Origin of the sequence: Capnocytophaga granulosa ATCC 51502 (assembly GCF_000411115.1) — a bacterium.
GTDB lineage: Bacteria > Bacteroidota > Bacteroidia > Flavobacteriales > Flavobacteriaceae > Capnocytophaga > Capnocytophaga granulosa.
Window position 1 is genome coordinate 18,130 of the sequence record NZ_KE150257.1, and the last position, 21,573, is coordinate 39,702.

General features: G+C 45.0%; 20 protein-coding genes. 5 read left to right on the forward strand and 15 right to left on the reverse strand.

Annotated elements, in window-relative coordinates:
• Window positions 1-22: 22 nt before the first annotated feature.
• Window positions 23-1,033 carry a PDDEXK nuclease domain-containing protein gene (locus HMPREF9331_RS13565; protein WP_074698822.1) on the reverse strand — a complete coding sequence of 337 codons (1,011 nt, stop codon included), beginning with the start codon at window positions 1,031-1,033 and terminating at the stop codon, window positions 23-25.
• Between the two features lie 202 nt (window positions 1,034-1,235).
• Here HMPREF9331_RS13565 and HMPREF9331_RS10170 point away from each other — a divergent pair, with 202 nt between their 5' ends.
• The gene (locus HMPREF9331_RS10170; protein ID WP_016420858.1) at window positions 1,236-2,465 is read left to right on the forward strand and encodes a type IX secretion system plug protein; all 1,230 of its coding nucleotides are present in this window, start codon (window positions 1,236-1,238) and stop codon (window positions 2,463-2,465) included.
• Window positions 2,466-2,602: 137 nt separating this feature from the next.
• Here the strand turns inward: HMPREF9331_RS10170 and HMPREF9331_RS10175 are convergent, their stop codons facing one another.
• From HMPREF9331_RS10175 to HMPREF9331_RS10200, 6 genes are all read right to left on the reverse strand, one after another.
• The gene (locus HMPREF9331_RS10175) at window positions 2,603-3,193 is read right to left on the reverse strand and encodes a Uma2 family endonuclease (RefSeq protein ID WP_009643003.1); all 591 of its coding nucleotides are present in this window, start codon (window positions 3,191-3,193) and stop codon (window positions 2,603-2,605) included.
• A gap of 103 nt (window positions 3,194-3,296) precedes the next feature.
• Window positions 3,297-4,706: a cytochrome c oxidase accessory protein CcoG gene (gene ccoG / locus HMPREF9331_RS10180; protein WP_016420859.1), complete on the reverse strand. Its 1,410-nt coding sequence runs from the start codon at window positions 4,704-4,706 to the stop codon at window positions 3,297-3,299.
• Between the two features lie 190 nt (window positions 4,707-4,896).
• On the reverse strand, window positions 4,897-6,615 hold the full coding sequence (recJ, locus tag HMPREF9331_RS10185) for a single-stranded-DNA-specific exonuclease RecJ (protein ID WP_016420860.1): 1,719 nt from the start codon (window positions 6,613-6,615) through the stop codon (window positions 4,897-4,899).
• A complete protein-coding gene (locus tag HMPREF9331_RS10190) occupies window positions 6,605-7,045 on the reverse strand; it encodes an OsmC family protein (protein ID WP_016420861.1) in 441 nt (146 codons plus the stop codon). The genes recJ and HMPREF9331_RS10190 overlap by 11 nt, the downstream gene beginning before the upstream one ends.
• A gap of 23 nt (window positions 7,046-7,068) precedes the next feature.
• Entirely contained in the window at window positions 7,069-8,205 is a 1,137-nt protein-coding gene (locus HMPREF9331_RS10195) for an Mrp/NBP35 family ATP-binding protein (protein WP_016420862.1), read from the reverse strand.
• A gap of 132 nt (window positions 8,206-8,337) precedes the next feature.
• Entirely contained in the window at window positions 8,338-8,580 is a 243-nt protein-coding gene (locus HMPREF9331_RS10200) for a Sec-independent protein translocase subunit TatA/TatB (RefSeq protein ID WP_009643005.1), read from the reverse strand.
• Between the two features lie 114 nt (window positions 8,581-8,694).
• On the opposite strand from HMPREF9331_RS10200, the gene HMPREF9331_RS10205 reads away from it, so the two are divergent.
• Both HMPREF9331_RS10205 and HMPREF9331_RS10210 read left to right on the forward strand, forming a co-directional pair.
• Window positions 8,695-9,111, forward strand: a complete 417-nt coding sequence (locus tag HMPREF9331_RS10205; protein WP_016420863.1) for a hypothetical protein — start codon at window positions 8,695-8,697, stop codon at window positions 9,109-9,111.
• 20 nt (window positions 9,112-9,131) lie between these two features.
• Window positions 9,132-9,551, forward strand: coding sequence for a hypothetical protein (locus HMPREF9331_RS10210; RefSeq protein ID WP_040357458.1), 420 nt, complete (start codon window positions 9,132-9,134; stop codon window positions 9,549-9,551).
• A 14-nt stretch (window positions 9,552-9,565) separates the two neighbouring features.
• Here HMPREF9331_RS10210 and HMPREF9331_RS10215 read toward each other — a convergent pair whose 3' ends face one another.
• The gene (locus HMPREF9331_RS10215) at window positions 9,566-10,135 is read right to left on the reverse strand and encodes an SH3 domain-containing protein (protein WP_234945880.1); all 570 of its coding nucleotides are present in this window, start codon (window positions 10,133-10,135) and stop codon (window positions 9,566-9,568) included.
• A gap of 114 nt (window positions 10,136-10,249) precedes the next feature.
• Complete coding sequence (locus HMPREF9331_RS10220; protein ID WP_016420866.1) at window positions 10,250-10,864, reverse strand: hypothetical protein; 615 nt, start codon at window positions 10,862-10,864, stop codon at window positions 10,250-10,252.
• A gap of 354 nt (window positions 10,865-11,218) precedes the next feature.
• On the opposite strand from HMPREF9331_RS10220, the gene HMPREF9331_RS10225 reads away from it, so the two are divergent.
• Together HMPREF9331_RS10225 and HMPREF9331_RS10230 are read left to right on the forward strand one after the other, a co-directional pair.
• Complete coding sequence (locus HMPREF9331_RS10225) at window positions 11,219-12,088, forward strand: M23 family metallopeptidase (protein ID WP_016420867.1); 870 nt, start codon at window positions 11,219-11,221, stop codon at window positions 12,086-12,088.
• A gap of 16 nt (window positions 12,089-12,104) precedes the next feature.
• Entirely contained in the window at window positions 12,105-13,595 is a 1,491-nt protein-coding gene (locus HMPREF9331_RS10230) for a GH3 auxin-responsive promoter family protein (RefSeq protein WP_016420868.1), read from the forward strand.
• An 86-nt stretch (window positions 13,596-13,681) separates the two neighbouring features.
• On the opposite strand, the gene mnmG is transcribed toward HMPREF9331_RS10230, so the two are convergent.
• The 6 genes from mnmG to typA all read right to left on the reverse strand — a co-directional run bounded on the left by mnmG (window position 13,682) and on the right by typA (window position 21,565).
• A complete protein-coding gene (gene mnmG / locus HMPREF9331_RS10235) occupies window positions 13,682-15,541 on the reverse strand; it encodes a tRNA uridine-5-carboxymethylaminomethyl(34) synthesis enzyme MnmG (RefSeq protein WP_016420869.1) in 1,860 nt (619 codons plus the stop codon).
• 183 nt (window positions 15,542-15,724) lie between these two features.
• Window positions 15,725-16,072, reverse strand: coding sequence for a four helix bundle protein (locus HMPREF9331_RS10240; RefSeq protein WP_016420870.1), 348 nt, complete (start codon window positions 16,070-16,072; stop codon window positions 15,725-15,727).
• A gap of 25 nt (window positions 16,073-16,097) precedes the next feature.
• On the reverse strand, window positions 16,098-16,859 hold the full coding sequence (locus HMPREF9331_RS10245) for an acyl-[acyl-carrier-protein] thioesterase (RefSeq protein WP_016420871.1): 762 nt from the start codon (window positions 16,857-16,859) through the stop codon (window positions 16,098-16,100).
• A 97-nt stretch (window positions 16,860-16,956) separates the two neighbouring features.
• Complete coding sequence (locus tag HMPREF9331_RS10250; protein ID WP_172539822.1) at window positions 16,957-17,784, reverse strand: prephenate dehydratase; 828 nt, start codon at window positions 17,782-17,784, stop codon at window positions 16,957-16,959.
• Window positions 17,785-17,876: 92 nt separating this feature from the next.
• The gene (locus HMPREF9331_RS10255; RefSeq protein ID WP_016420873.1) at window positions 17,877-19,676 is read right to left on the reverse strand and encodes a chloride channel protein; all 1,800 of its coding nucleotides are present in this window, start codon (window positions 19,674-19,676) and stop codon (window positions 17,877-17,879) included.
• Between the two features lie 83 nt (window positions 19,677-19,759).
• Window positions 19,760-21,565 (reverse strand): translational GTPase TypA, encoded by a 1,806-nt coding sequence (typA, locus tag HMPREF9331_RS10260; RefSeq protein ID WP_009640896.1) that lies wholly within the window; start codon window positions 21,563-21,565, stop codon window positions 19,760-19,762.
• Between the last annotated feature and the right edge of the window lie 8 nt (window positions 21,566-21,573).

Consider the following 21,573-nt stretch of genomic DNA (forward strand, 5'->3'; position numbering starts at 1 on the left):
ACTGACCACTGACTACTGACCACTATAGTAATTTCTTCAGTTCTTCTATATTAGGCAGTGCTTTACGTAGGGGTTCAGGCATCTCATCGGCTGTTCTAAAAGTAGCTACTCCCATAGGTTTGTCATATGTTCTCACCATATATTCGGCATAAGTCTTATCCACATCTTTACAAAGAATAATCCCTATACTGGGGTTCTCATTGGGCTTACGGACAAAATCGTCCAATATATTCAGATAAGCATTCAACTGACCTAAGTAGGCATTCTTGAAACTACCTGTCTTGAGTTCTATTGCTACCAAACAGGAGAGTTCTCTATGATAAAAAAGAAGGTCTATAAAATGGGTATGCCCTAAAGCCTCTACCTGATACTGACTTCCTAAGAAAGCAAAATCCCGCCCAAAGGTCATAATAAAGCGCTTAATGTTCTGAACAATCTGTTGCTCTACCACTCGTTCATCTATATCCTCCACATCACGTACCCCAAGCTCCTCTACATTGATAAAGTCAAGCAGATATTCGTCTTTGAACATACCTATAGCCTTAAGAGCTTGCTGAGAGGCAGGGAGTGTCTGAACAAAGTTATTAGGCATAGCACCCCTATGCTTATATTCGTCCAATTGAATAGCTTTCTGTAAAGCACGCACGGAAAGGGATTCCTTAGCAGCTAATTCTATATAGAACAAACGCGCTTCTATATCCTTTACCATACTCATAACAAGTACATGATGGGTAAAGCTAATAGCCAAGAAATATTTTGTGAGTGCTTCCTCATAATTAGATAGCTGTGAAAACTTAACAATCGCATCCGTAGAATAAATGTGTTCTGTGCTTTCTCCCAATTCGTCACTCGTGAGTGACGAATTAGAATCGCCTGATTGTAATTCGACCGTCATGACGGTCGAATTATAATTATCTGATAACGAATTACTTGTCCATTCTTCATAGAAAACACGCATCCTCTTTAGGTTCGTTGCTGAGAACCCACGAAGTCCTGGTAGCTCGCGTTGTAGCTGCTCGCTAATGTACTCCAAAGCTCCTGTGCCCCAATATCCCTTACAAAATAGACTTGCTTATCACCATATTAATCTTTAGTTAGTGACAAGTGACAAGTGACTAACTACTGACCACTGACTACTGACCACTGAATCTACCGCAAAGATAGTCTTTTTTATGCTCTTAGCAAATGTTTTTCGGCTTTTTTTCGTATTTTTGCCAACTCAAAATTCAAAACGCATGAAGAAATTCCTATTATTCCTTCTCCCACTGCTTTCCTTAGCGCAGGAGAAGACCGCCCCCGACTATATCAAGACCATTATCTTTCGCGCTGGCGACGACCCTTATAGCCAATTGCCTATTGTTACGCTAGGAGGCAGCTTCTCTCTCTCCTTTGACGACTTACGCGGGGGAGAGACGGACTATTACTATACCTTAATGCACTGCAATTACGATTGGCAACCCTCAGGCCTGCTCAAGAGTGAATATCTCCGTGGCATGGACGATGTGCGCCTGACCCAGTACCGCTATTCCTATGGCACGCTACAGCCTTATACGCACTACAACCTAACCCTTCCCAACGACGATACTGACTTTTTGCTTACAGGCAACTATCTACTGACTATTACCGATAGCGAACAACGGCCTATCTTTACCCGTCGCTTTCTCCTCTATAGCCCTACAGCCACCGTACAGCTCTCTGTAAAGCAGTCCCGTGAGGTCAAGTATGCCGAGACGCGCCAAAGCGTCCAGATGAAAATATCCTCCAAGTCCCTACAGTTTGTCTCTCCCAATACGGCTGTCAAGGTTACAATCCTACAAAACTACCGCTGGGACAACGCTATTATGAACGTACCTCCCCAATATATCTTGGGCAATGACTTGGTGTATAAGTACGACAGAGAAACCTCCTTCTGGGGGGGCAATGAGTATTTTTACTTTGAGAACCGCGACCTGCGCTCCCCTACCTCTGGAGTATATACCACCCGCCGCGAAGGGGACAAGTACTTCTGCCAGCTCTTTACTCAAAGCCCCCGCGCTCATCTGCCCTATACCTATAACCCTGATATAGACGGGAATTTCCGTATTGTCAGCGACCATGGGCGCGACAATAGCATAGAGGGCGAATATGCCTTAATACAGTTCTCCCTCTCGGCCAAGGACTTAGACCCCTCGGACGAGCTATATGTATATGGCGCTTTCTCCGATAATGCCCTAACGAAGGACTATCAGCTCCACTTTGATGAAGAACAAAAGGTGTATGTAGGAAATGTCTATCTAAAGCAAGGTTTCTATAACTACAAGTTTGCCCTCAAGCACAACGGCCAAGCCGACTACAACGCCATAGGGGGCAACTTCTACCAAACAGAAAATACCTATACCGTTTTGGTCTATTACCGCGACACCGCCGACCGCTACGACCGCGTCGTCGGTATGGGAAGCCTACAGAGCACCCAAGTTACAAGGTAGTGAAAAACGATGACAAAGGTAAAATGAACAACAAAAGCACCGATGAAACTTATAACAGCCTCATCGGTGCCCTGCGACAAGCCCTCTCTCGCCTTGGGCAAGAGATTGAGCCTAAAGTATATGAGTATCAATTCCTTTTATAACCTAAAAATATCCTCTGTAGCAACTCCCAACTCTGGGAATATTACCGAATGGATCACATCTCCCTCTACAATAGGGGGAAGCGCACGGTATTGACCATTCTCCAATACAAATTGGGTGATCTCCTTATCAGTAGGGCGTACCACCCAATACTCACAAACTCCTGATTCCTGATAGAGTTCGTACTTATAACGCAGCTCTTTCTTGGAATTACCTGGAGATAGGATCTCTATGATAAGATCAGGCGCCCCTAAGCAGCGCTTGTCATTCTCTAACTTCTTGGGGTCACATACCACACAGAGGTCGGGCTGTACAACACTATCTTCCAAACCTTCTTTATTTCCTAATACTACATCAAAAGGTGCCGAGAAGAGCTGACAAGTTTTCCCTTTAAAATAGTTATAAAGTTCCCCCGTAAGATTTCTAGCTATTTTCTGGTGAGAGACAGCAGGTGCTGGACTCTTTTTAAAAATCTTCCCTTTGAGGATCTCCAATCGCTCCTTGAGCTGCCAATGTATATAATCAGCATAGGTATAAAGCCCATGGGTAAGGTCTAACTGGTCTATATTTGTGATTACACCACTCATGATACATTGTTTTATGGATTACCAAGGGCAAAGATAAGAAAATTAGTGAAAAACGAAAAGTGAAAAGTTCTTCACTTTTCACTCTTCACTTTTCGTTTTTCACTTAAAATGTGATCGGCCCTGAGAAGGTCGTCGTGGTGCTCTCTATACGATTTTTACCACTATAAACCTCTATTTTGAGCTTGAGTTTGCGTTCGGTAACAAAGGCCTGATGCATCTTGATAAAGAGGGTACCACTCACAAGCCCTTGCTTGCCCAAGTGGATATCTGGATTCCCTACAACCTCTATCTGTGCTTGCTTAGGCTCTACAATCTTGAAGGTAAGGTGATCGAAGTCCTGGGTAGTCTTATTGATAATCTTGTAGGTATAGACATTGGAAATCATATCCCCCTGCTTCTGGTAGAGCTGACCTGGCAGACGTAGAATATTGGCCTGTACATCACTACGCAAGAAGAGCAGCCCTATGAGAATACCTATGAGTATAGTAAGTACCGAAGCATAGCCTTTCATACGTGCGGTAAAGCGGAACGGCTCCTTCTTGGCGATTTCCTCTTCGCTGGCAAAGCGTATCAGCCCCTTTGGCATACCCGACTTTACCATTACCTCATCACAGGCATCTATACAAGCGGTACAGTTCACACACTCTAGCTGCGTTCCGTTGCGAATGTCTATATTGGTCGGACACACATGTACACACTGGAAACAGTCTATACAGTCGCCATGCCCCATGGCCTGTCTGTCCTCATTTTTGCGGAATTTCTTACGTCCCTTTTCGCCCTCGCCTCGCTTGTAGTCATAAGCCACTACGATGGATTTGTTGTCCAGAAGTACCCCCTGCAAGCGCCCATAAGGACAGGCAATGATACATACCTGTTCGCGGAACCATGTAAAAACGAAGTAGAATACTCCGGTGAAGATAAGCAGCGCAATAAAGGTATTAAGGTGTTTCAGTGGCCCCTCCTCGATCTCTACCAGTAGCTGATCACTACCGATGAGGTAGGCCAAAAAGACATTGGACACCACAAAAGAAATCATAAAGAAGATGAGCCATTTCAGCCCTTTCTTGCGGATTTTTTCCCAGTCCCAAGCCTGTTTGTCCAGTTTCATCTGCGCATTGCGGTCACCCTCTATGGCATACTCCACGCGACGGAAAACCATCTCAAGGAAAATCGTCTGCGGACAGATCCACCCACAAAAGATACGCCCAAAGGCCACCGTAAAGAGCAGAATAAAGACCACTCCTATAATCATAGAAAGCACAAAAAGGTAAAAGTCCTGTGGCCAAAAAGGAAAACCAAAGATATTAAACCTTCGCTCTAAGATATTGAAGAGTAAAAACTGATTTCCATCAATCTTCAGAAAAGGAGAGATGAAGAATATAGCCAATAGCAGATAGCTCACATACTTGCGATAGCGGTAATAACGCCCCTTGGGTTTCTTAGGAAATACCCATACACGCTTGCCTGAAGTATCTACCGTACCTATAGAATTGCGAAAGGATTCTTGTTCCATAAGGATAATATGTTAAAAAACTACCGCAAATTTACGTATTCTTTTTATCTCTTTTAGCTTTTCTCCCTTCTTTTTTACGCCTTAAACGAAATTTATAATCATTCTACTTTTAAGAAAAAATCTATTGAAGTATAGGGATTTCCTATAATTGTTAGAGAACAGAGGTTAAGGACTAGTCACTGGTCACTAATCACTGGTCACTCGTCATTATCTTCACTGCTTTTACAATCAGCTCCAAGCTTGTCCTCCCCTGCCAAGAGTTTTCGGTCAGTTGGTAGGCGACAGTTAGGGGTTCACCGCTTTCTACAAGCGATTCTTGGTAGCCCAAGCCAAAACCTACAGCTACAAAATCATGATTACTCTTAGGGTCATTGAGGATCATACGCAAGTGAGAAAAGTCCTTACCCACCCTACGTACTTCTTTGGCCAATACATTATGCGCATAGAAGATGGGCGTCATATTCTTAGGCCCAAAGGGGGCAAAACGTTGCAGACAACGGTAGAAAGTATAGGTAATGTCGGATAGGGGTAACTCTCCACTGAGTAGCAGCTTAGGGGCGCGAAGCGCTGGCGGAAGCGTGCGCTCCACCACCTCTTGGAATTTCTGCTTGAAACGCTCGTAGTTATCTGGGTGCAGCGTCATACCTGCCGCCGCCGTGTGTCCGCCAAACTGTATCAGTTCGTCCTGACACTCACAAAGCGCCTCGTACAGATTAAAGCCCTTAACCGAACGCGCAGAAGCGGCCAAGACCTCTCCGCTTTGGGTAAAGACAATGGTAGGGCGGTAATAGGTCTCTATCAGTCGTGAGGCGACAATCCCGATAACCCCTTTGTGCCAATGGGGCGAAAAGACTACTGTCGCTGGTGCGGTTTCCTCTCTGTCAAGAACAATCATACGCAAGGCTTCATCGGTAATCTGCTCATCGGTAGTCTTGCGCTGGGTGTTGAGATATTCTAGGGTGTCGGCCTCATCCAAGTCTTGACCTGTGAGCAAGCGTACCGCCTTTTCGGCATGTTGCATACGCCCTGCGGCATTGACTCGTGGCGCTGCTACAAAAACCAAGTCTCTCACCTCCACCGGATGCTTGGCCGAGGCCAGCAGCAGCTGCATGACCTCTGAGGGTTGCTGGTTGATTAGCTGCAAACCTGCATGTACCAGTATGCGGTTCTCTCCCGTAAGGGGAACTATATCGGCACAGGTAGCCAAGGCCACCAAGTCCAAATACCTATAGGCAGTTTCCGAAGGAAGGTTTAAAGCAGTACAGAGGGCTTGGACGAGCTTAAAGCCTATACCACAACCGCAGAGTTCCTTGTAGGGATACGGGCAGTCGGCTCGCTTGGGGTTGAGTACTGCCACCGCCTCAGGAAGTGTGTCCGATGGGGTATGATGGTCGGTGATGATCATATCTATCCCACGCTCACGGGCATAGACAACCCGCTCATGAGACTTGATCCCACAATCCAAGGTGATGATAAGGGGTATTTCGTTGTCATCGGCAAAGTCTATCCCTTGAGTAGAAACCCCATAACCTTCCCTATACCTATCTGGTACATAGGTAAATACATGGGGGTAGATAGCCGAGAGAAACAGATACAGCACGGCCACCGAGCAGGTACCATCTACATCGTAATCTCCGTAGATAAGTATCGGCTGCTCTTGGTCTATGGCTGAAAGGATACGCTCCACGGCCAGATCCATGTCCTTCATTTGGTAAGGATTATGTAGGTCGGCCAAGGAGGGATTGAAGAAAGCCTTCGCCTGGTCAAAGGAGCTAATCCCCCTTTGCAAAAGCAGGCGTGCTATGGTGTCATGCCATGGGAGTTCTTCCTTAAAAAGCGTGTGGGCAAGTCCCTTCACCGCTTCCTTTGGGGGTTCGGGTCGGTACTCCCATACTAGCTTATTCGCCATGATAAGGGTGCTCCTCGGAATTAAAGAACAACTTGATATGTACAGTGGCAAATTGACGGAACATGGCAATCACCCCGCAGTACTTCTCTACCGAAAGGCTCACTACCTGAGTGATTTGTTCTACATCCAAGTCTTCTCCCTCAAAGTAGTAGTTTACTGTTACTTCTTCATAGATGCGAGGGTGATTCTTGGCCAATTTCCCTTGTACATCAAGGGTAAAGTTGTCCAATACGATTTGCTTTTTCTTAAGCAAGGCCAGCACATCCAGACCTGTACAACCTGCCAAGGCAGAAAGCATCAAGGCTTTGGGGTGCATACCATTGTTTTCTCCTCCGTTCTCAGGAGTGGTGTCAATAAAGAATGAATTGCCACTGGGGTTAGTGGAGGTGAACTGCATGTCTCCTTCCCAATAGACGGTTACTTCGTGCATGTATGTTTGATAATTTTAGTACATTACTTTTTCTTAGGACTACAACCTGCCATGGTAGTAATCTGGATAGCCTCGGTAGGGGCTAGGTATTGGTTACGGGTTACCACCTCTGCTACGGTGTTGCGGGCAAAGTCTTCAAAGGCCTTGGCCAGTGGCGTTCCTTCTTGCAGCGCGGCAGGGCGTCCTACATCACCTGATTCGCGTAGGCTCTGCACCAAGGGGATTTCTCCCAGCAGTGGTGTATCGGTACGTTCGGCTAAGGACTTCACGCCTTCCTTGCCAAAGATATAATACTTGTTCTCTGGCAGCTCCGCAGGGGTGAAATAGGCCATGTTCTCCACCAGTCCCAATACGGGTACATTGATGGTTTCTTGGCGGAACATCGCGATTCCCTTGCGGGCATCGGCCAAGGCTACATTCTGCGGGGTACTTACCACCACCGCACCGGTAATAGGCAAAGCCTGCATGATGCTCAAGTGGATATCGCCTGTGCCTGGGGGTAGGTCTATGAGCAAGAAATCCAGTTCGCCCCAGTCAGCATCAAAAATCATTTGGTTCAGTGCCTTGCTAGCCATAGGGCCACGCCAGATAACCGCTTGGTCAGGGTGAGTAAAAAAGCCAATAGAAAGGATCTTCACCCCATAGTTCTCTACAGGCTTCATCTTAGAGCGACCACCCACCTCTACCGAGGCAGGACGCTCCTCTTGTACGTCAAACATCATCGGGATAGACGGTCCATAGATGTCCGCATCCAAAAGGCCTACCCGAAAGCCCATCTTACGCAAGGCAATGGCTAGGTTGGCCGTAATGGTAGATTTGCCGACGCCTCCTTTACCAGAGGCCACAGCAATGATATTCTTGATTCCCTCTATAGGCTTGCCTTTGATCTCATTCTTATCCGATGTAGGTGCTGCCTCTACGGTGATATTGACTTTCACCTTCGCCTTTTCATATACCTCGGCATGGATCGCCTTCATGATCTCTACCTCTACTTTCTTTTTCGCCTGTAGGGAAGGGTTGGAGATCGTAGCATCTACCACCACCTCGTCGCCAAAAATCACGATATTCTTCACCACCCCCGCATCTATCAGGTTGCCCCCCTCTCCAGGAGAGGTAATCTTGCGAAGGGCTTCTATTACTTGAGATTTTAATAAAGTCATAATAGTTTTGAATTTTGAGTTTTGAGTTGCTAACAACTAACCAGTAATCACTAACCACAAAAACTTCCCTCCGATCTTGTTATAAGACCGAATGAAAGTTCTCTCCGCTAGTGTGTAAGTTCCAAAAGTTTACTAATTTTTTTCTTCTAACTTTTTAAGCTGCTCGCTTCTGTCAAGGATTTCTCTTTTGTCAAGTTCTTCCTTTTTCTCTGCTTCACCATCCTTCATGGCATCCTTGAACTCACGGATACCACCGCCCAGTCCTCGCATCAGCTCAGGAATCTTCTTACCCCCGAAAAATAACAAGGCTACGGCTATAATAATGATCACTTGTGGTGCTCCTATCACCCCCAAGAAAATATGATTTGCTAACATAACTTTTTTTGAGCGCAAAGATACGAGATTTTTTTTATATCTGTACTAAAAACTCGTATCTTTGCAAAAAAATTTTGAACACTTGTCGTTTGTCACTTGTCATTAGTCACTAATATGAGGCGTCCCACCATTTACCTATTCATTGCCTTACACTTAGAGGTTGCCCTAATTTTTGCAGGTCTTACCATCCTTCTTTTTGCCTTTTTGAAAGGAGGAAATGACAGCATTCCTATAATGACCAACATCCTACCCGCCTCTTTGATTTCTTTCTCCTTGGGTTACCTCGCTGGGGAGTACCTTCCTTGGGAGAAGCTACCACCTTGGGCGCGATTTTGGTTAGGCCTTGGAGTGTTCTATGCTATTTTTGTTATAAGCAGCCTCTTAGGATTCTATATTATGGGGCTGATATACGGCAACCTATCTGATGATTATTGGCGATTATTCTATGATTTTTTCTTATTTACAAGTATCTTTATCTTACTCATTGGATGCGTATTAGGCATCTATCTTAGCAAATTGAAAAAGTTTTGAGTTTTTCATTTTTCACTTCTATGAAGCGTTCCACTATTTACATACTAAATGCTATGGCCTTAGAGATGCTGCTGATTGTCATTTTTATCAATTGGATTCTCTCTCCCATAGCTAAGGACAGAGGAAACACAAGAGTCCTATGGATTCCCATACCTATCGCTGTACTAATCTCTTTAGTATTAGGCTATTTGGCAGGACAATATATTCATTTTGAAAAGATTGTTCGCTTTTTCCGTTTCTTTATAGGGGTTATTCTCTTCTATGCTATTTTTATAATAAGTGTCATTTTAGGGTTTGGCTTTTTTCACTTGCTCTACTCCGATCTCCCCAGCAATATATGGGTAGCCCCTTCCATGTTTGTGTTCTTAGTAAGCCCCTATATCATACTGATAGGTTGCTTATTGGGTCTTGCTCTGTGTAGTCTAAAAGAGGATTTGTGAGATAATGACAAATGTTAGATCAGCAAACAAATCTCTATCAACAAATTATCTGCTTTGCACCACCGAATCCAGCCTTTTTCATGAGCATCATGCTCATTTTGTATCTCTACCCAATCTCCTTTTACGCTTATCACTTGGTATATAGCCTCCCTATCCTTTGTGCTAATCACCTTTGATTGCTCAGAAGGCGTCTCTTGCAAAGGATTCAGCTCCCAATTTAGGTTGGTTATTCCCGTAGTATTCCTTAGAAATTTTGCCCAAGACACAAATTTGGCTTCTGCTTTGGGTACAAAATATATATCACCCGTTGCCGAAAGCACCTTATAATATGCCTTCTGCCTCTCAAGACAGACCACATAAAAGATATTATAATCAGGCTTAAAAAATAGGGGAACTATATGCTTAGGATTATACATATCCTCCTCTATATGCTCACTAAGTCCTTGATTTTTGACAGTTATAAGCTGCTTTTCTATTTTTACCAAGCCGATTCCAAGGCGTTCGGTCTTATTATAAAACTCATAACTCAAACGCTCCTGTGCGCTTCCTTTATAGAAAAAGAAAAGCACACAAAATAAAAACATAATAAACTGGGTTCTCATAATTTACTCAAGTTTTGCCTGTCATTCTTCCCCCGCTAGCGCTTATATGGCAGCTCATACCTTCCTCTTTTGTTCGCATGAAAGTTTCAATTATTTTTAGAAGTCTAAATCACTATTGATAAAAGAATCTATTCTGCGTTGTTCTCTATCACTTATTGGCAAAAAACGATCAATCAATATACTATCTAATTTCTCTTCCTTGTCCAGTATAAATACTTTGGTAAGATAGAGCCTTTCTTTCAAAATGAAATCATACTGATAATGACCACTATTCCCTTGATAAACAGATACCTCTAATCCATTTTCACCTACTACTCTATCTATCTTCATATCCCTTACATCAATCGTATCTTTATCAACTATAAAGTGATAAGGAAAAAGATACAGAGAGTCTGCATAATATATGCTATTATTACCTTTATCGTCCTTAATCAAAGCTATTTTACGACTATCTAAAGTAATACTATCATAATAGAACATTATAGGCCCCTTTTCATTGACAATTGTTTTATCTTCCCCTATGACATCTCTACTGAAGAGGATACGCTCTCTCATTTTATCCTCTGAATATGCGCTGTCAAAAGTTGCTATTACATACACAAAGAAAGCCAGCCCACATAAAACAAGTATCAAAAACTTATTTCTTATGGTAATACCTTTAGCTAAGAATACTGCTAAAAATATCGCGATAGATAGTATATAGTAAATCATTTGACAAGATTTATTTTAGATTCTGTTGTAGGGGCAAATGGCAATTTACCCACTAAACAAGTCTTTTCGGACAGTCTCTTTCTGCCTTTCCCTTTAGCGCTCGTAGCACTCCCCTGCAAGAGATGATTTACAAAGGATGTAGCAAAGATAACACATTATCCCCATTTCACAAAATTATTTTAATGCATAAATTCAGAAATACCCAGCAATGAAGGAAAAAGCCTTACTTCCACAAACAACTCAAAACCCAAAACTCAAAACTTTTCCTTGATTTCACCCCCAAAATGTTGTATCTTTGCACTTTCCTATCAGATGACCACTAACCACTGACGTCTGACAACTAAAAACTCACTAATGACTTTTAAAGAACGATTTAGCAAAATTATACATGGCAAATGGCTCTTCAAGTATAGAGTCGTGATCATGAACGAATCTTCCTTGGAGGAGGTCAAAACCTTTCGCCTGAACCGCCTCAATGTCTTTGTATATAGCAGCCTATTTGCAATCCTGATGATTACCCTCACGACCTTGGTGATCATCTATTCCCCGCTTAGACAATATATCTTAGGCTTCTCCGAGGCTGACCAACGCAAACAAATCGTGGATCTGACCTTCCATGCCGACTCCCTACAGCAGCGCATCGCCAGCAATGACGCTTATTTCCTTTCGCTCCAAAAAGTTCTCACTGGGGATATAGAACCCGATAAGATCAATAAGGACTCCGTGCTTAATGCGGTGCAACAAATCCCTGCGGAAGTAGATCTCCAAGCCAGCGAAGAGGAAATGAAACTCCGCTCAGAGGTAGCCAATGAGGAACGCTACAATGTCTTTGACGTGGCTACTGCCAATACCCGTAAGGCCTTCTTCCCGCCTATCCAAGGTATGATCTCCAATGAGTTCAAGGCCGACAAACGCCATTATGGGATCGACCTTACCGCTGCCGAAGGCACCCCAGTCAAGGCCATAGGCGAGGGTACCGTCATTTTCTCAGAATGGTCTGCACAGACAGGCTTCGTGCTGATTATAGAACACCCACATAACTTCGTATCGGTGTATAAGCACAACGCCTCCATCACTAAAAGACAAGGCGACAAGGTGCGTGCCGGGGAGGTCATCGCCCAAGTAGGGAATACAGGAGAGCTCTCCACGGGTGTCCATCTGCACTTTGAACTATGGCATGAGGGCTATCCTGTGGATCCTCTTAACTATATGAATATCAAATAATCACAACACAACTATCATGAGTCTAAAGAGCTTTATCGCCCGTAAGTGGGCTGCCTATATACGCAAACAGATAGATCGCTGGGCTGCTGACCCTATCGCAACCCAAGAGAAAGTCTTTCTCTCTATCATCCAAAAAGCCAAACATACTGCCTTCGGGCGCGATCATCACTTTGAGCAGATTCACTCCTACGAGGATTTCGTCCGCCAAGTACCCATCCGCGATTATGAGGCGCTAGCTCCCTATATAGAACGGGTAAAAAAGGGCGAAGAAAACATCCTTTGGCCTGGCAAGCCGCTTTATTTTGCCAAAACCTCTGGCACTACCAGCGGGGCGAAGTATATCCCCCTGACCAAGGACTCCATGCCATATCATATAGAGGCGGCTCGCAATGCTATCATGTGCTATATAGCTGAAACAGGCAAGGCCGATTTTGTCTCAGGCAAGATGATCTTCCTACAAGGAAGCCCTATCTTGGAAAAGAAGAATGGTATACGCCTAGGTAGGCTGTCGGGTATCTCTGCGCACTATGTGCCTAAATACCTGCAAACCAACCGTATGCCTTCGTGGAAAACCAACTGTATTGAGGACTGGGAAACGAAGATTGATGCCATCGTGGAGGAAACTATCCATGAGAATATGACCCTTATCAGTGGGATTCCCCCTTGGGTACAGATGTATTTCGAACGTCTCCAACAGAAATCCCAAAAGACAGTGGGGGAACTCTTCCCTAACTTTCAGCTGTTTATCTATGGAGGGGTCAATTACGAACCCTACCGCCAAAAGTTCGAACACCTCATCGGTCGCAAGGTAGATAGTGTGGAACTATACCCCGCCAGCGAAGGTTTCTTCGCTTATCAGGATACGCAAACGCAAAAGGGGATGCTGCTGCTGCTCAATGCGGGTATTTTCTACGAGTTTATCGAAGCGGATACTTTCTTTAGTGAAAACCCCAAGCGTATCTCCCTCAAGGACGTACAGTTGGGCGTGAATTACGTGCTTATTGTATCCACCAATGCAGGCTTATGGGGCTACAACATGGGCGATACGGTGATGTTCACCTCCCTATCCCCCTATCGCATCGTGGTAACAGGGCGTATCAAGCACTTTATATCAGCCTTTGGCGAACATGTCATCGCCAAGGAAGTAGAAGAAGCCCTCGCCGAGACCCTTGCCCAACAAGGGGGCGAAGTGAGCGAATTTACCGTGGCACCCCAAGTCAATCCCCCCGCAGGAGAACTCCCCTACCATGAGTGGTTCATTGAGTTCGAGCAAGCCCCCAAGGATATGGAGGCTTTCGCCAACACCCTTGACAAAGCCCTACAAGCACAAAACAGCTATTACAAAGACCTGATAGAGGGCAAGGTACTCCAGCGCCTACACATTACCCCTGTGGCCAAAGGCAGCTTCGCCCAATACATGAAATCCCAAGGCAAATTAGGAGGTCAGAACAAAACCCAACACCTCGCTAACGACCGCAGCATTGCAGACAAATTAAGTGAAAAATAAAAAGTGAAGAATGGTACTCTCCACTTTTCATTAGTCACTTGTCACTAATCACTTGTCACTAATCACTTGTCATTTGTCACTAATCACTACCTCCCCATATACACCAGCAATATGCTTATATCCGCTGGCGATACCCCACTGATACGAGAGGCTTGGGAGAGGGTCGTTGGGCGTATTTTCTTAAGCTTTTCCCGTGACTCGAAGGAGAGGGAGGTAAGTTTGTCATAATTGAAGTTTTCAGGTATGCGAATATCCTCCAAGCGATTGAGTTTGTCCGCATTGTTCTTTTCTTTCTCTATATAGCCCGCATACTTGATCTCTATTTCCGTGTTCTCAAGTACTTCCTTGCTAAGCTGTTGTGCATCGGCAAACTCCTTTACTTGAGGTAGTTCCATAAAGTCGGCCACTGTGATATTGGGACGTGCTAGCACCTTAGCCATCTTATCGCCCTGCTTCATAGGGGAAGAGTCATACTTGGCCAAAAGCGGATTAGCCTCTTCGGGGGTAATACTCGTCTCTTTGAAGAACTGTACAAAAGCGGCTGTTTTGGCCTCTTTCTCTTCCAGCAGACACATGCGCTCCTCACTGGCCAAGCCCAAGGCATAGCCCATAGGGGTTAGGCGTGCATCGGCATTGTCTTGCCTGAGCAGCGTGCGGTATTCAGCGCGGGAGGTGAACATGCGGTAAGGCTCTTCAGTGCCCTTGGTGATAAGGTCATCTATCAGTACTCCTATATAAGCCTCGTTGCGCTTAAGCACAAAGGGCGATTGCTCTTGCACCTTACGGGAAGCATTGATCCCTGCGATGAGCCCTTGCGCACCTGCTTCTTCGTAGCCTGTCGTCCCATTGATTTGACCGGCAAAAAAGAGGTTTTCTACCAGTTTGGTCTCCAAGGTTGCTTTGAGTTGCGTTGGCGGAAAATAATCGTATTCTATAGCGTAACCAGGGCGGAGAAACTTCACCTGTTCGAAGCCTGCCACCTTGCGCAAGGCCTCATACTGTACCTCTTCAGGGAGAGAAGTGGAAAAGCCATTGACGTACATCTCTACCGTATGCCAGCCTTCGGGTTCTACAAAGAGCTGATGGCGATCCTTATCGGCAAAGCGGTTGATCTTATCCTCAATAGAAGGGCAATAGCGCGGCCCCACTCCCTGGATACGACCGGTAAACATAGGGGAGCGGTCAAAGCCTGTACGCAATATATCATGCACCTGCTCACTGGTATAGGTCATATAACAATCCAGTTGATGTGCCAGAGGCTTTGTTAGTGGCAGGTAGGAGAATTTCTCAGGGTTATCGTCCCCTGGTTGGGGAGTCATCTTGGAATAGTCCAAAGAGCGGCCATCTACCCGCGGAGGTGTCCCTGTTTTCATACGCCCTGCTTCAAACCCATGAGCTACCAAGCACTCGGTGATGCCTGTGGCGGCTTTCTCCCCTGCCCTACCCCCACCAAGGGTCTTTAGACCAATATGCAATACTCCATTGAGGAAAGTACCGTTGGTGAGCACCACACTCTTGGCGCGTATCTCGCTTCCAAGGGAGGTTTTAACCCCAACAGCCTTGTCGCCCTCTATGAGTACTTCTGTAACCATTTCTTGAAAAAAATCAAGGTTAGGAAGCTTCTCCAGTTGCAAGCGCCAAGCCTCTGAGAAACGCATACGGTCACTTTGGGCACGCGGACTCCACATGGCAGGGCCTTTGGACTTGTTGAGCATCTTGAACTGAATGGCGGTTTGGTCAGTGATAATACCCATATAGCCTCCCAGTGCATCGATCTCACGGACTATCTGCCCCTTGGCAATGCCTCCTACTGCGGGATTACAGGACATCTGTGCCATGTTCTGCAGTTGCATGGTAATAAGTAGGGTCTTCGCCCCTGTATTGGCGGCAGCGGCAGCAGCTTCACAGCCTGCATGTCCCGCTCCGACTACTATAACGTCGTACATTTCTTTTAATTGTTAATTATCAATTGTTAATTCTGCGATACGCATGCTTAATTTTTAAAGCATTCGTAATGCTACACTTATTAATGGTTAGTTGTCTATTACATCAAACTAAACAGAGACATTATACGATTCCAACTCTTGTATAATTGACAACTAACAATTAACAATTAATAATTATTGCTGTTATTTTTTTGTTGTTTCAAGAATACTAGTAAGCAACTTAATTACTTCAGTTGCATCTGTTCTTATACTATCATACTCTTTTGGAGCAATATAATCTGTTCTTGATAGAAGTTCTAACCAATATAAGGTTTCATTTATTTCTTTTTGAGCAATAGTAAGCTTATGAATAAAATCTGAAGTGCTTTCAGAATGTTCTGATTCATATACCATAGCTCCAACAGAGGTGCCACTGCGCAAGACTTGCTTAGAAAGTACATATTCCTTTTTTTCTTCTGTCAAATACTTATAAAGATTGACCATTCTCACAGCAAGCGCCATGCTCTTTTTCTTTAGTATGTTTTCTTTCATTCTCTTAGCTATTAACAATTGATAATTAACAATTAACAATTGATTTGGCGCGCCATTTGGCAATAAACGCTGGCTTGGCGCCTCCTTCCTTTTGGGCATAGAGATAGGTCTCCACAAGGGTCTTTTCAGGGTTGAGGTAGCGACCACGGCTTTTGTAACCCTGCATGGTATCTCCAAGGAAGGTCTCAGAGAGAAAGTTAATATCGTATTCCTGAATCACCCACTCACGATGGTCTCGTTCTCGCATCATATCCAATGCCCACTGGGTGTATTTCACGTTATTGACATGAGAATTAACATCCAAGTCGCTAATTCTCACCTTGAAATCAGTCACATGAATCATCTCTTCTGGTAGCATCACACGCTCAGTTTGCATATCAAGCCCTCCATCGCGACGGGGGTGAAAAAGCGCTTGGCGGTCAGTCATATCAATAGGGCGGCGAGAGGCAATATCCATGGTAATCCAAGTGGAGGTACTCTCCCCTATCTTGCGGTCACCTACATAGAGTTCAAACTGGCGGAAGGCATGCACCCCCTGAATAGGCAATGACCAGGTATGAATGGTTACCCGCTCATTCCACTGTGGCCACTGATACATCTTGAGTTTCTGCTGGATCAGTGCCCAGAAAAAACCTTGTTTAACTAAGTCCTTATAGCCAAAACCTAAGGACGCCGCATGCTCTGCGGCTATATCTTGCAACATACCCAATACGCCATAGAGGCCTAATTGGTTGTTCAAATTCACTTGGGTGCTACGTACTTTATACGTTTCTGTAAATATTGTCATAATCTCAGTTGTTAGTGGTTAGTGATTAGTTGTTAGTTTTTAGTGATTAGTAATTAGTTTTATGACTCATCACTTATAATTTATCACTTGTCATTTGTCACTTGTAATTATTTTGGTATTCCCCCAACACCTTCAGGTCTTCACTCATAACCTCAAGCAGGCGGAGGGCTTCCTTATATTGCTGGTAATTGGGAAAGGTTCCCTCTACAAAGAAAGCATATTTCCACGGCGTGTCTATCACAGGAAGAGATTGGATCTTGGTCATATTAATCTGGTAGTCTCTCAGTACGTTTAGCACCGTGGCCAAACTCCCACTTTGGTCATAGAGTTGGAACTTGAGAGTTACCTTGTTGATACCTTCCTTGCTGGTATAAGGGTCTTTAGTGGTGAGCACTACAAAGCGGGTCGCATTCTGCTTGATGGTCTGTATGCCCTCGGCCAAAATCTCTAAGCCATAGAGCGCCGCTGCCGAAGTCGAGGCAATCGCTGCTACTCCTTTTAGCTGTTCTTGCTGTATTTGTTTAGCGGCTTGAGCGGTATTGGTTGCCTCTACAAGCTTGATATCTGGATAGTTTTCAAAGAAATCCTTACACTGCAATAGTGCCATATAGTGGGAATGTACCTCCTTAATATCCGAGAGTGCTTGCCCTGGAAGTGCCATAAGGTGATGCTGAATATTCATATAATACTCCCCTGCTATGTACAAATTGTTGTGATCAATTAGCGCATAGTTGGGCAATATCGCCCCTGCAATACTATTCTCTATGGCCATGACTCCCGTCTGAGCCTGACCCGTAAGGAGTGCCTTGACCACTGCATCAAAAGAGCGGCACTCCAAGATATCTATCCCGCTGCCAAAGTAGTCCTGAGCAGCTTGATAATGAAATGAGCCTTCTGTCCCTTGTATAGCAACCATAATATCAATTGTTAATTGTTATTTCCCATGTTGGTTCAAGCCAAAGTACTGAGTAGTTACAAACTTTGAATAATTGACAATTAACAATTGACAATTGACAACTATTTGTTGTTACTAAAGTAAATCAGTTTTCTCCTATATACCGTTAGGAGTTTGGATTTGGAGATAAAACCAATGTATTTCCCTTCCTTGATCACAGGCAGGTTCCAAGCACCTGTACTCTGGAACTTATCCATAACTTGGTTCATGTTATCCACTCCCATGTGTATTAGGGCTGGAGGTGGTTGCATCATCTCCAAGACGGAGACTTTCTCATAGAGTTCTTTTTCAAATATCAGGTGGCGAATATCGTCCAAGAGAATTACCCCCTCTAAGCTGCCTTTCTCTCTGTCCAAGACAGGAAAGATATTGCGAGAAGACTCTCTGACAGCCTCATAGACCACGCCCTTGAGATTCATATCGGTATAGACAGGGACGAAATTGGTCTCTATCACCTGCCCCATATCCATAAGGGTGAGAATGGCTTGGTCTTTATCCTGATTAACAAGCTCTCCCTTGCGACCCAACTCCATGGTATAGATAGAATATTTGTTGAAATACTTAGCTATAGAGAAGGAAATCACGGCTGTGACCATTGCTGGGACAAAAAGAGCATAACCGCCTGTTACCTCTGCTATAAGGAAAATAGCCGTCAGTGGTGCATGAAGTACCCCAGTCATCAGGGCTGTCATTCCGATAAGGGTAAAGTTGGCCAAGGGTAGCTTATGTGGCAACCACTCTATTTGGTTGATAATACGAGCAAAACAATTGCCCATCACCCCACCCATAAAGAGCATAGGCGAGAAGATACCTCCTACTCCCCCTGCTCCAAAGGTTACCGAGGTGGCCACTACCTTAGAGAAAGCCAAGCCAGCTAAAAGCAGGATAATAACCCAAGGATTATGCAAGTCCCAACCAAAGATATTGTCTCCTAAGGAGAGTTCTGGGTGGCCTTCCTTGAGGTGGTTAATCACCTCATGCCCTTCCCCATAGAGTGGTGGCATAAGAAAAACCAACAAGCCCAACACCGCTCCTCCTATAAGTAAGCGTACATAGGGCGAGGAGAAGCGCGCAAAGAAACGATTCACCCACTCATAGACAAAGGTAAAGTAAGCCGACATGAAGCCGCCTACTACCCCTAAGAGCAGGTAGAAAGGAATGTTGCGCATCAGGAAGCTACCACTGACCTGAATGGGCAGTAGTGCTGCATTGCCAAAGAACAGATAAGAGATCAGCACCCCCGAAAGAGAGGCTACAAAAAGCGGCAACAGCGACCAGAGTGTCAGGTCTAAGCCAAAAACCTCTATAGCGAAAAGAATACCCGCCAAAGGTACCTTGAAGATCGCTGCCAAAGCCGCCGCAGAAGCACAGGCCAAAAGGAGCATTCGGTCGGACTGGTTGATATGGAACAAGCGGGCTATCTGCGAGCTGATACCTGCTCCTGTAACCACCATAGGTCCTTCGAGCCCTACCGACCCCCCAAAGCCAATGGTAATAGGGGCGGTAAGCAAGCTCCCATAGGCTTGGAAACGCTTCATAATCCCCTTTTGCTTGGCTACTGCATAGAGAATAGAGGGAATCCCATGACTGACGTCCTTGCGGATTACATATTTCTTTACCAAATAGACCAAGAGAAAACCCACCGCTGGGAAAACCACATAGAAGCCATAGTTAATATAGCGGATAATATTGCCCACCAGCACCTCCTCAATAAAGTGCGTCAAGGAGCGCATCGCCAGTGCAGCAAAGCCCGTAGCGACCCCTACCAACACACAAAGCAGTAGTATAAACTGCCTATGTGTGAGGTACTGTGTCTTCCATTGTAGGAATTTTATATACCAACGCTGCGCTGTTGTTTTCATTGTAGTTTTGAGCTGTGAGTTCTGAATTTTGAGTTATCTATGCGGTCACTGGTCACTAGTCACTTGTCATTAGTCACTTGTCATTATTTAAACTCTTTCTCGTGGCGTTTGCGCTCGTTCTCGTCCAAATAAATCTTTCTAAGACGCATATTCTTAGGAGTCACCTCTACATATTCGTCTTTTTGGATATATTCGAGGGCTTCTTCTAGGGAAAACTTAATAGGCGGAGCGAGTTTCACCTTTTCATCGGAACCTGCAGCACGTACGTTGGTGAGCTTTTTGGTCTTGGTTACATTGACCACCATATCCCCACTACGGGAGTTCTCACCGATTACCTGTCCTGTATAGATGTCTTCCCCAGGGAAGATAAAGAAACGTCCTCTGTCCTGCAACTTATCCAAAGAGTAAGGAATAGCGGTACCCTGTTCCATAGAGATGAGCGAACCGTTGATACGTCCTGGAATCTCCCCTTTGAAAGGCTGAAACTCCAAGAAGCGGTGATGGATAATAGCTTCTCCTGCTGTGGCAGTAAGCAATTGATTTCTAAGGCCTATGATGCCACGGGAAGGAATAAGAAACTTGATGACCATACGCTCTCCCTTAGGCTCCATGCTGAGCATTTCACCCTTGCGGAGGGTAACAAAATCCACCGCTTTTCCACTGACATTCTCTGGTAGGTCTATAGTGAGTTCCTCTACAGGTTCGCACTTCACACCGTTTATCTCTTTGATAATAACTTGGGGCTGACCTATTTGTAGTTCGTAGCCCTCGCGACGCATGGTCTCGATAAGTACCGAAAGGTGTAACACCCCACGACCATAGACGATAAACTTATCCGCACTATCGGTAGCCTCCACCCGTAGGGCAAGGTTTTTTTCCAATTCGCGTTCGAGACGCTCCTTGATATGTCGGGAAGTAACGAATTTTCCATCTTTGCCGAAGAAAGGCGAGTCATTGATGGTAAAGAGCATGCTCATGGTAGGCTCATCAATAGCTATAGTAGGCAGTGCTTCAGGATTTTCAAAGTCGGCAATGGTATCGCCAATATCAAAACCTTCCAAGCCAGCAATGGCACAGATATCACCTGCCTGTACGCTCTCTACTTTCTTACGCCCTAGGCCGTCAAAGGTATGGAGTTCGCGTATTTTTGATTTTATGATGCTACCATCGCGCTTTACCAAGGAGATATTCATACCTGCCTCAAGAGTACCTCGGTGCAAGCGTCCTATGGCAATACGCCCTGTAAAGGTAGAGTAGTCAAGGGAAGTAATGAGCATCTGGAGGCTACCTTGGGTAACCTCAGGAGCAGGGATATACTTGACTACCATATCCAAAAGTGGCTCTATGGTAGTGGTAGGCTTGCGCCAGTCTTCGGACATCCAGTTCTGCTTGGCTGAACCATATACAGTAGGGAAGTCCAGCTGCCAATCCTCTGCACCGAGTTCGAACATAAGGTCAAATACTGCCTCATGCACCTCCTCTGGGGTACAGTTTTCCTTATCCACCTTGTTGATTACCACAATGGGTTTGAGCTTCATCTCAATGGCCTTCTGCAACACGAAGCGTGTCTGTGGCATAGGCCCCTCAAAGGCATCTACAAGCAAGAGTACCCCGTCGGCCATATTGAGTACACGCTCCACCTCCCCACCAAAGTCGGCGTGGCCTGGGGTATCTATGATATTGATTTTTGTGCCCTTATAATTGACCGATACATTCTTAGAGAGGATAGTGATCCCGCGTTCGCGTTCCAAATCATTGTTATCCAGAATCAACTCGCCCGTTTCTTGGTTATCGCGAAAGAGCGCGCAGTGGTGTAAGATTTTATCTACTAAGGTTGTTTTTCCGTGGTCAACATGCGCAATAATGGCTATGTTTCTAATAGCTGTCATATAATTTT

Bases quoted from the DNA above. Each gene is read 5' to 3' on its own strand.
- HMPREF9331_RS10210 (WP_040357458.1), top strand. From the start codon at position 9,132: ATGAAGCGTTCCACTATTTACATACTAAATGCTATGGCCTTAGAGATG.
- HMPREF9331_RS10190 (WP_016420861.1), bottom strand. From the start codon at position 7,045: ATGCACGAAGTAACCGTCTATTGGGAAGGAGACATGCAGTTCACCTCC.
- HMPREF9331_RS10200 (WP_009643005.1), bottom strand. From the start codon at position 8,580: ATGTTAGCAAATCATATTTTCTTGGGGGTGATAGGAGCACCACAAGTG.
- HMPREF9331_RS10205 (WP_016420863.1), top strand. From the start codon at position 8,695: ATGAGGCGTCCCACCATTTACCTATTCATTGCCTTACACTTAGAGGTT.
- HMPREF9331_RS10175 (WP_009643003.1), bottom strand. From the start codon at position 3,193: ATGAGTGGTGTAATCACAAATATAGACCAGTTAGACCTTACCCATGGG.
- HMPREF9331_RS10195 (WP_016420862.1), bottom strand. From the start codon at position 8,205: ATGACTTTATTAAAATCTCAAGTAATAGAAGCCCTTCGCAAGATTACC.
- HMPREF9331_RS10245 (WP_016420871.1), bottom strand. From the start codon at position 16,859: ATGACAATATTTACAGAAACGTATAAAGTACGTAGCACCCAAGTGAAT.
- HMPREF9331_RS10255 (WP_016420873.1), bottom strand. From the start codon at position 19,676: ATGAAAACAACAGCGCAGCGTTGGTATATAAAATTCCTACAATGGAAG.
- recJ (WP_016420860.1), bottom strand. From the start codon at position 6,615: ATGGCGAATAAGCTAGTATGGGAGTACCGACCCGAACCCCCAAAGGAA.
- HMPREF9331_RS10230 (WP_016420868.1), top strand. From the start codon at position 12,105: ATGAGTCTAAAGAGCTTTATCGCCCGTAAGTGGGCTGCCTATATACGC.
- HMPREF9331_RS10170 (WP_016420858.1), top strand. From the start codon at position 1,236: ATGAAGAAATTCCTATTATTCCTTCTCCCACTGCTTTCCTTAGCGCAG.
- ccoG (WP_016420859.1), bottom strand. From the start codon at position 4,706: ATGGAACAAGAATCCTTTCGCAATTCTATAGGTACGGTAGATACTTCA.
- HMPREF9331_RS10215 (WP_234945880.1), bottom strand. From the start codon at position 10,135: ATGTTTTTATTTTGTGTGCTTTTCTTTTTCTATAAAGGAAGCGCACAG.
- typA (WP_009640896.1), bottom strand. From the start codon at position 21,565: ATGACAGCTATTAGAAACATAGCCATTATTGCGCATGTTGACCACGGA.
- HMPREF9331_RS10220 (WP_016420866.1), bottom strand. From the start codon at position 10,864: ATGATTTACTATATACTATCTATCGCGATATTTTTAGCAGTATTCTTA.
- HMPREF9331_RS10225 (WP_016420867.1), top strand. From the start codon at position 11,219: ATGACTTTTAAAGAACGATTTAGCAAAATTATACATGGCAAATGGCTC.
- mnmG (WP_016420869.1), bottom strand. From the start codon at position 15,541: ATGTACGACGTTATAGTAGTCGGAGCGGGACATGCAGGCTGTGAAGCT.
- HMPREF9331_RS10240 (WP_016420870.1), bottom strand. From the start codon at position 16,072: ATGAAAGAAAACATACTAAAGAAAAAGAGCATGGCGCTTGCTGTGAGA.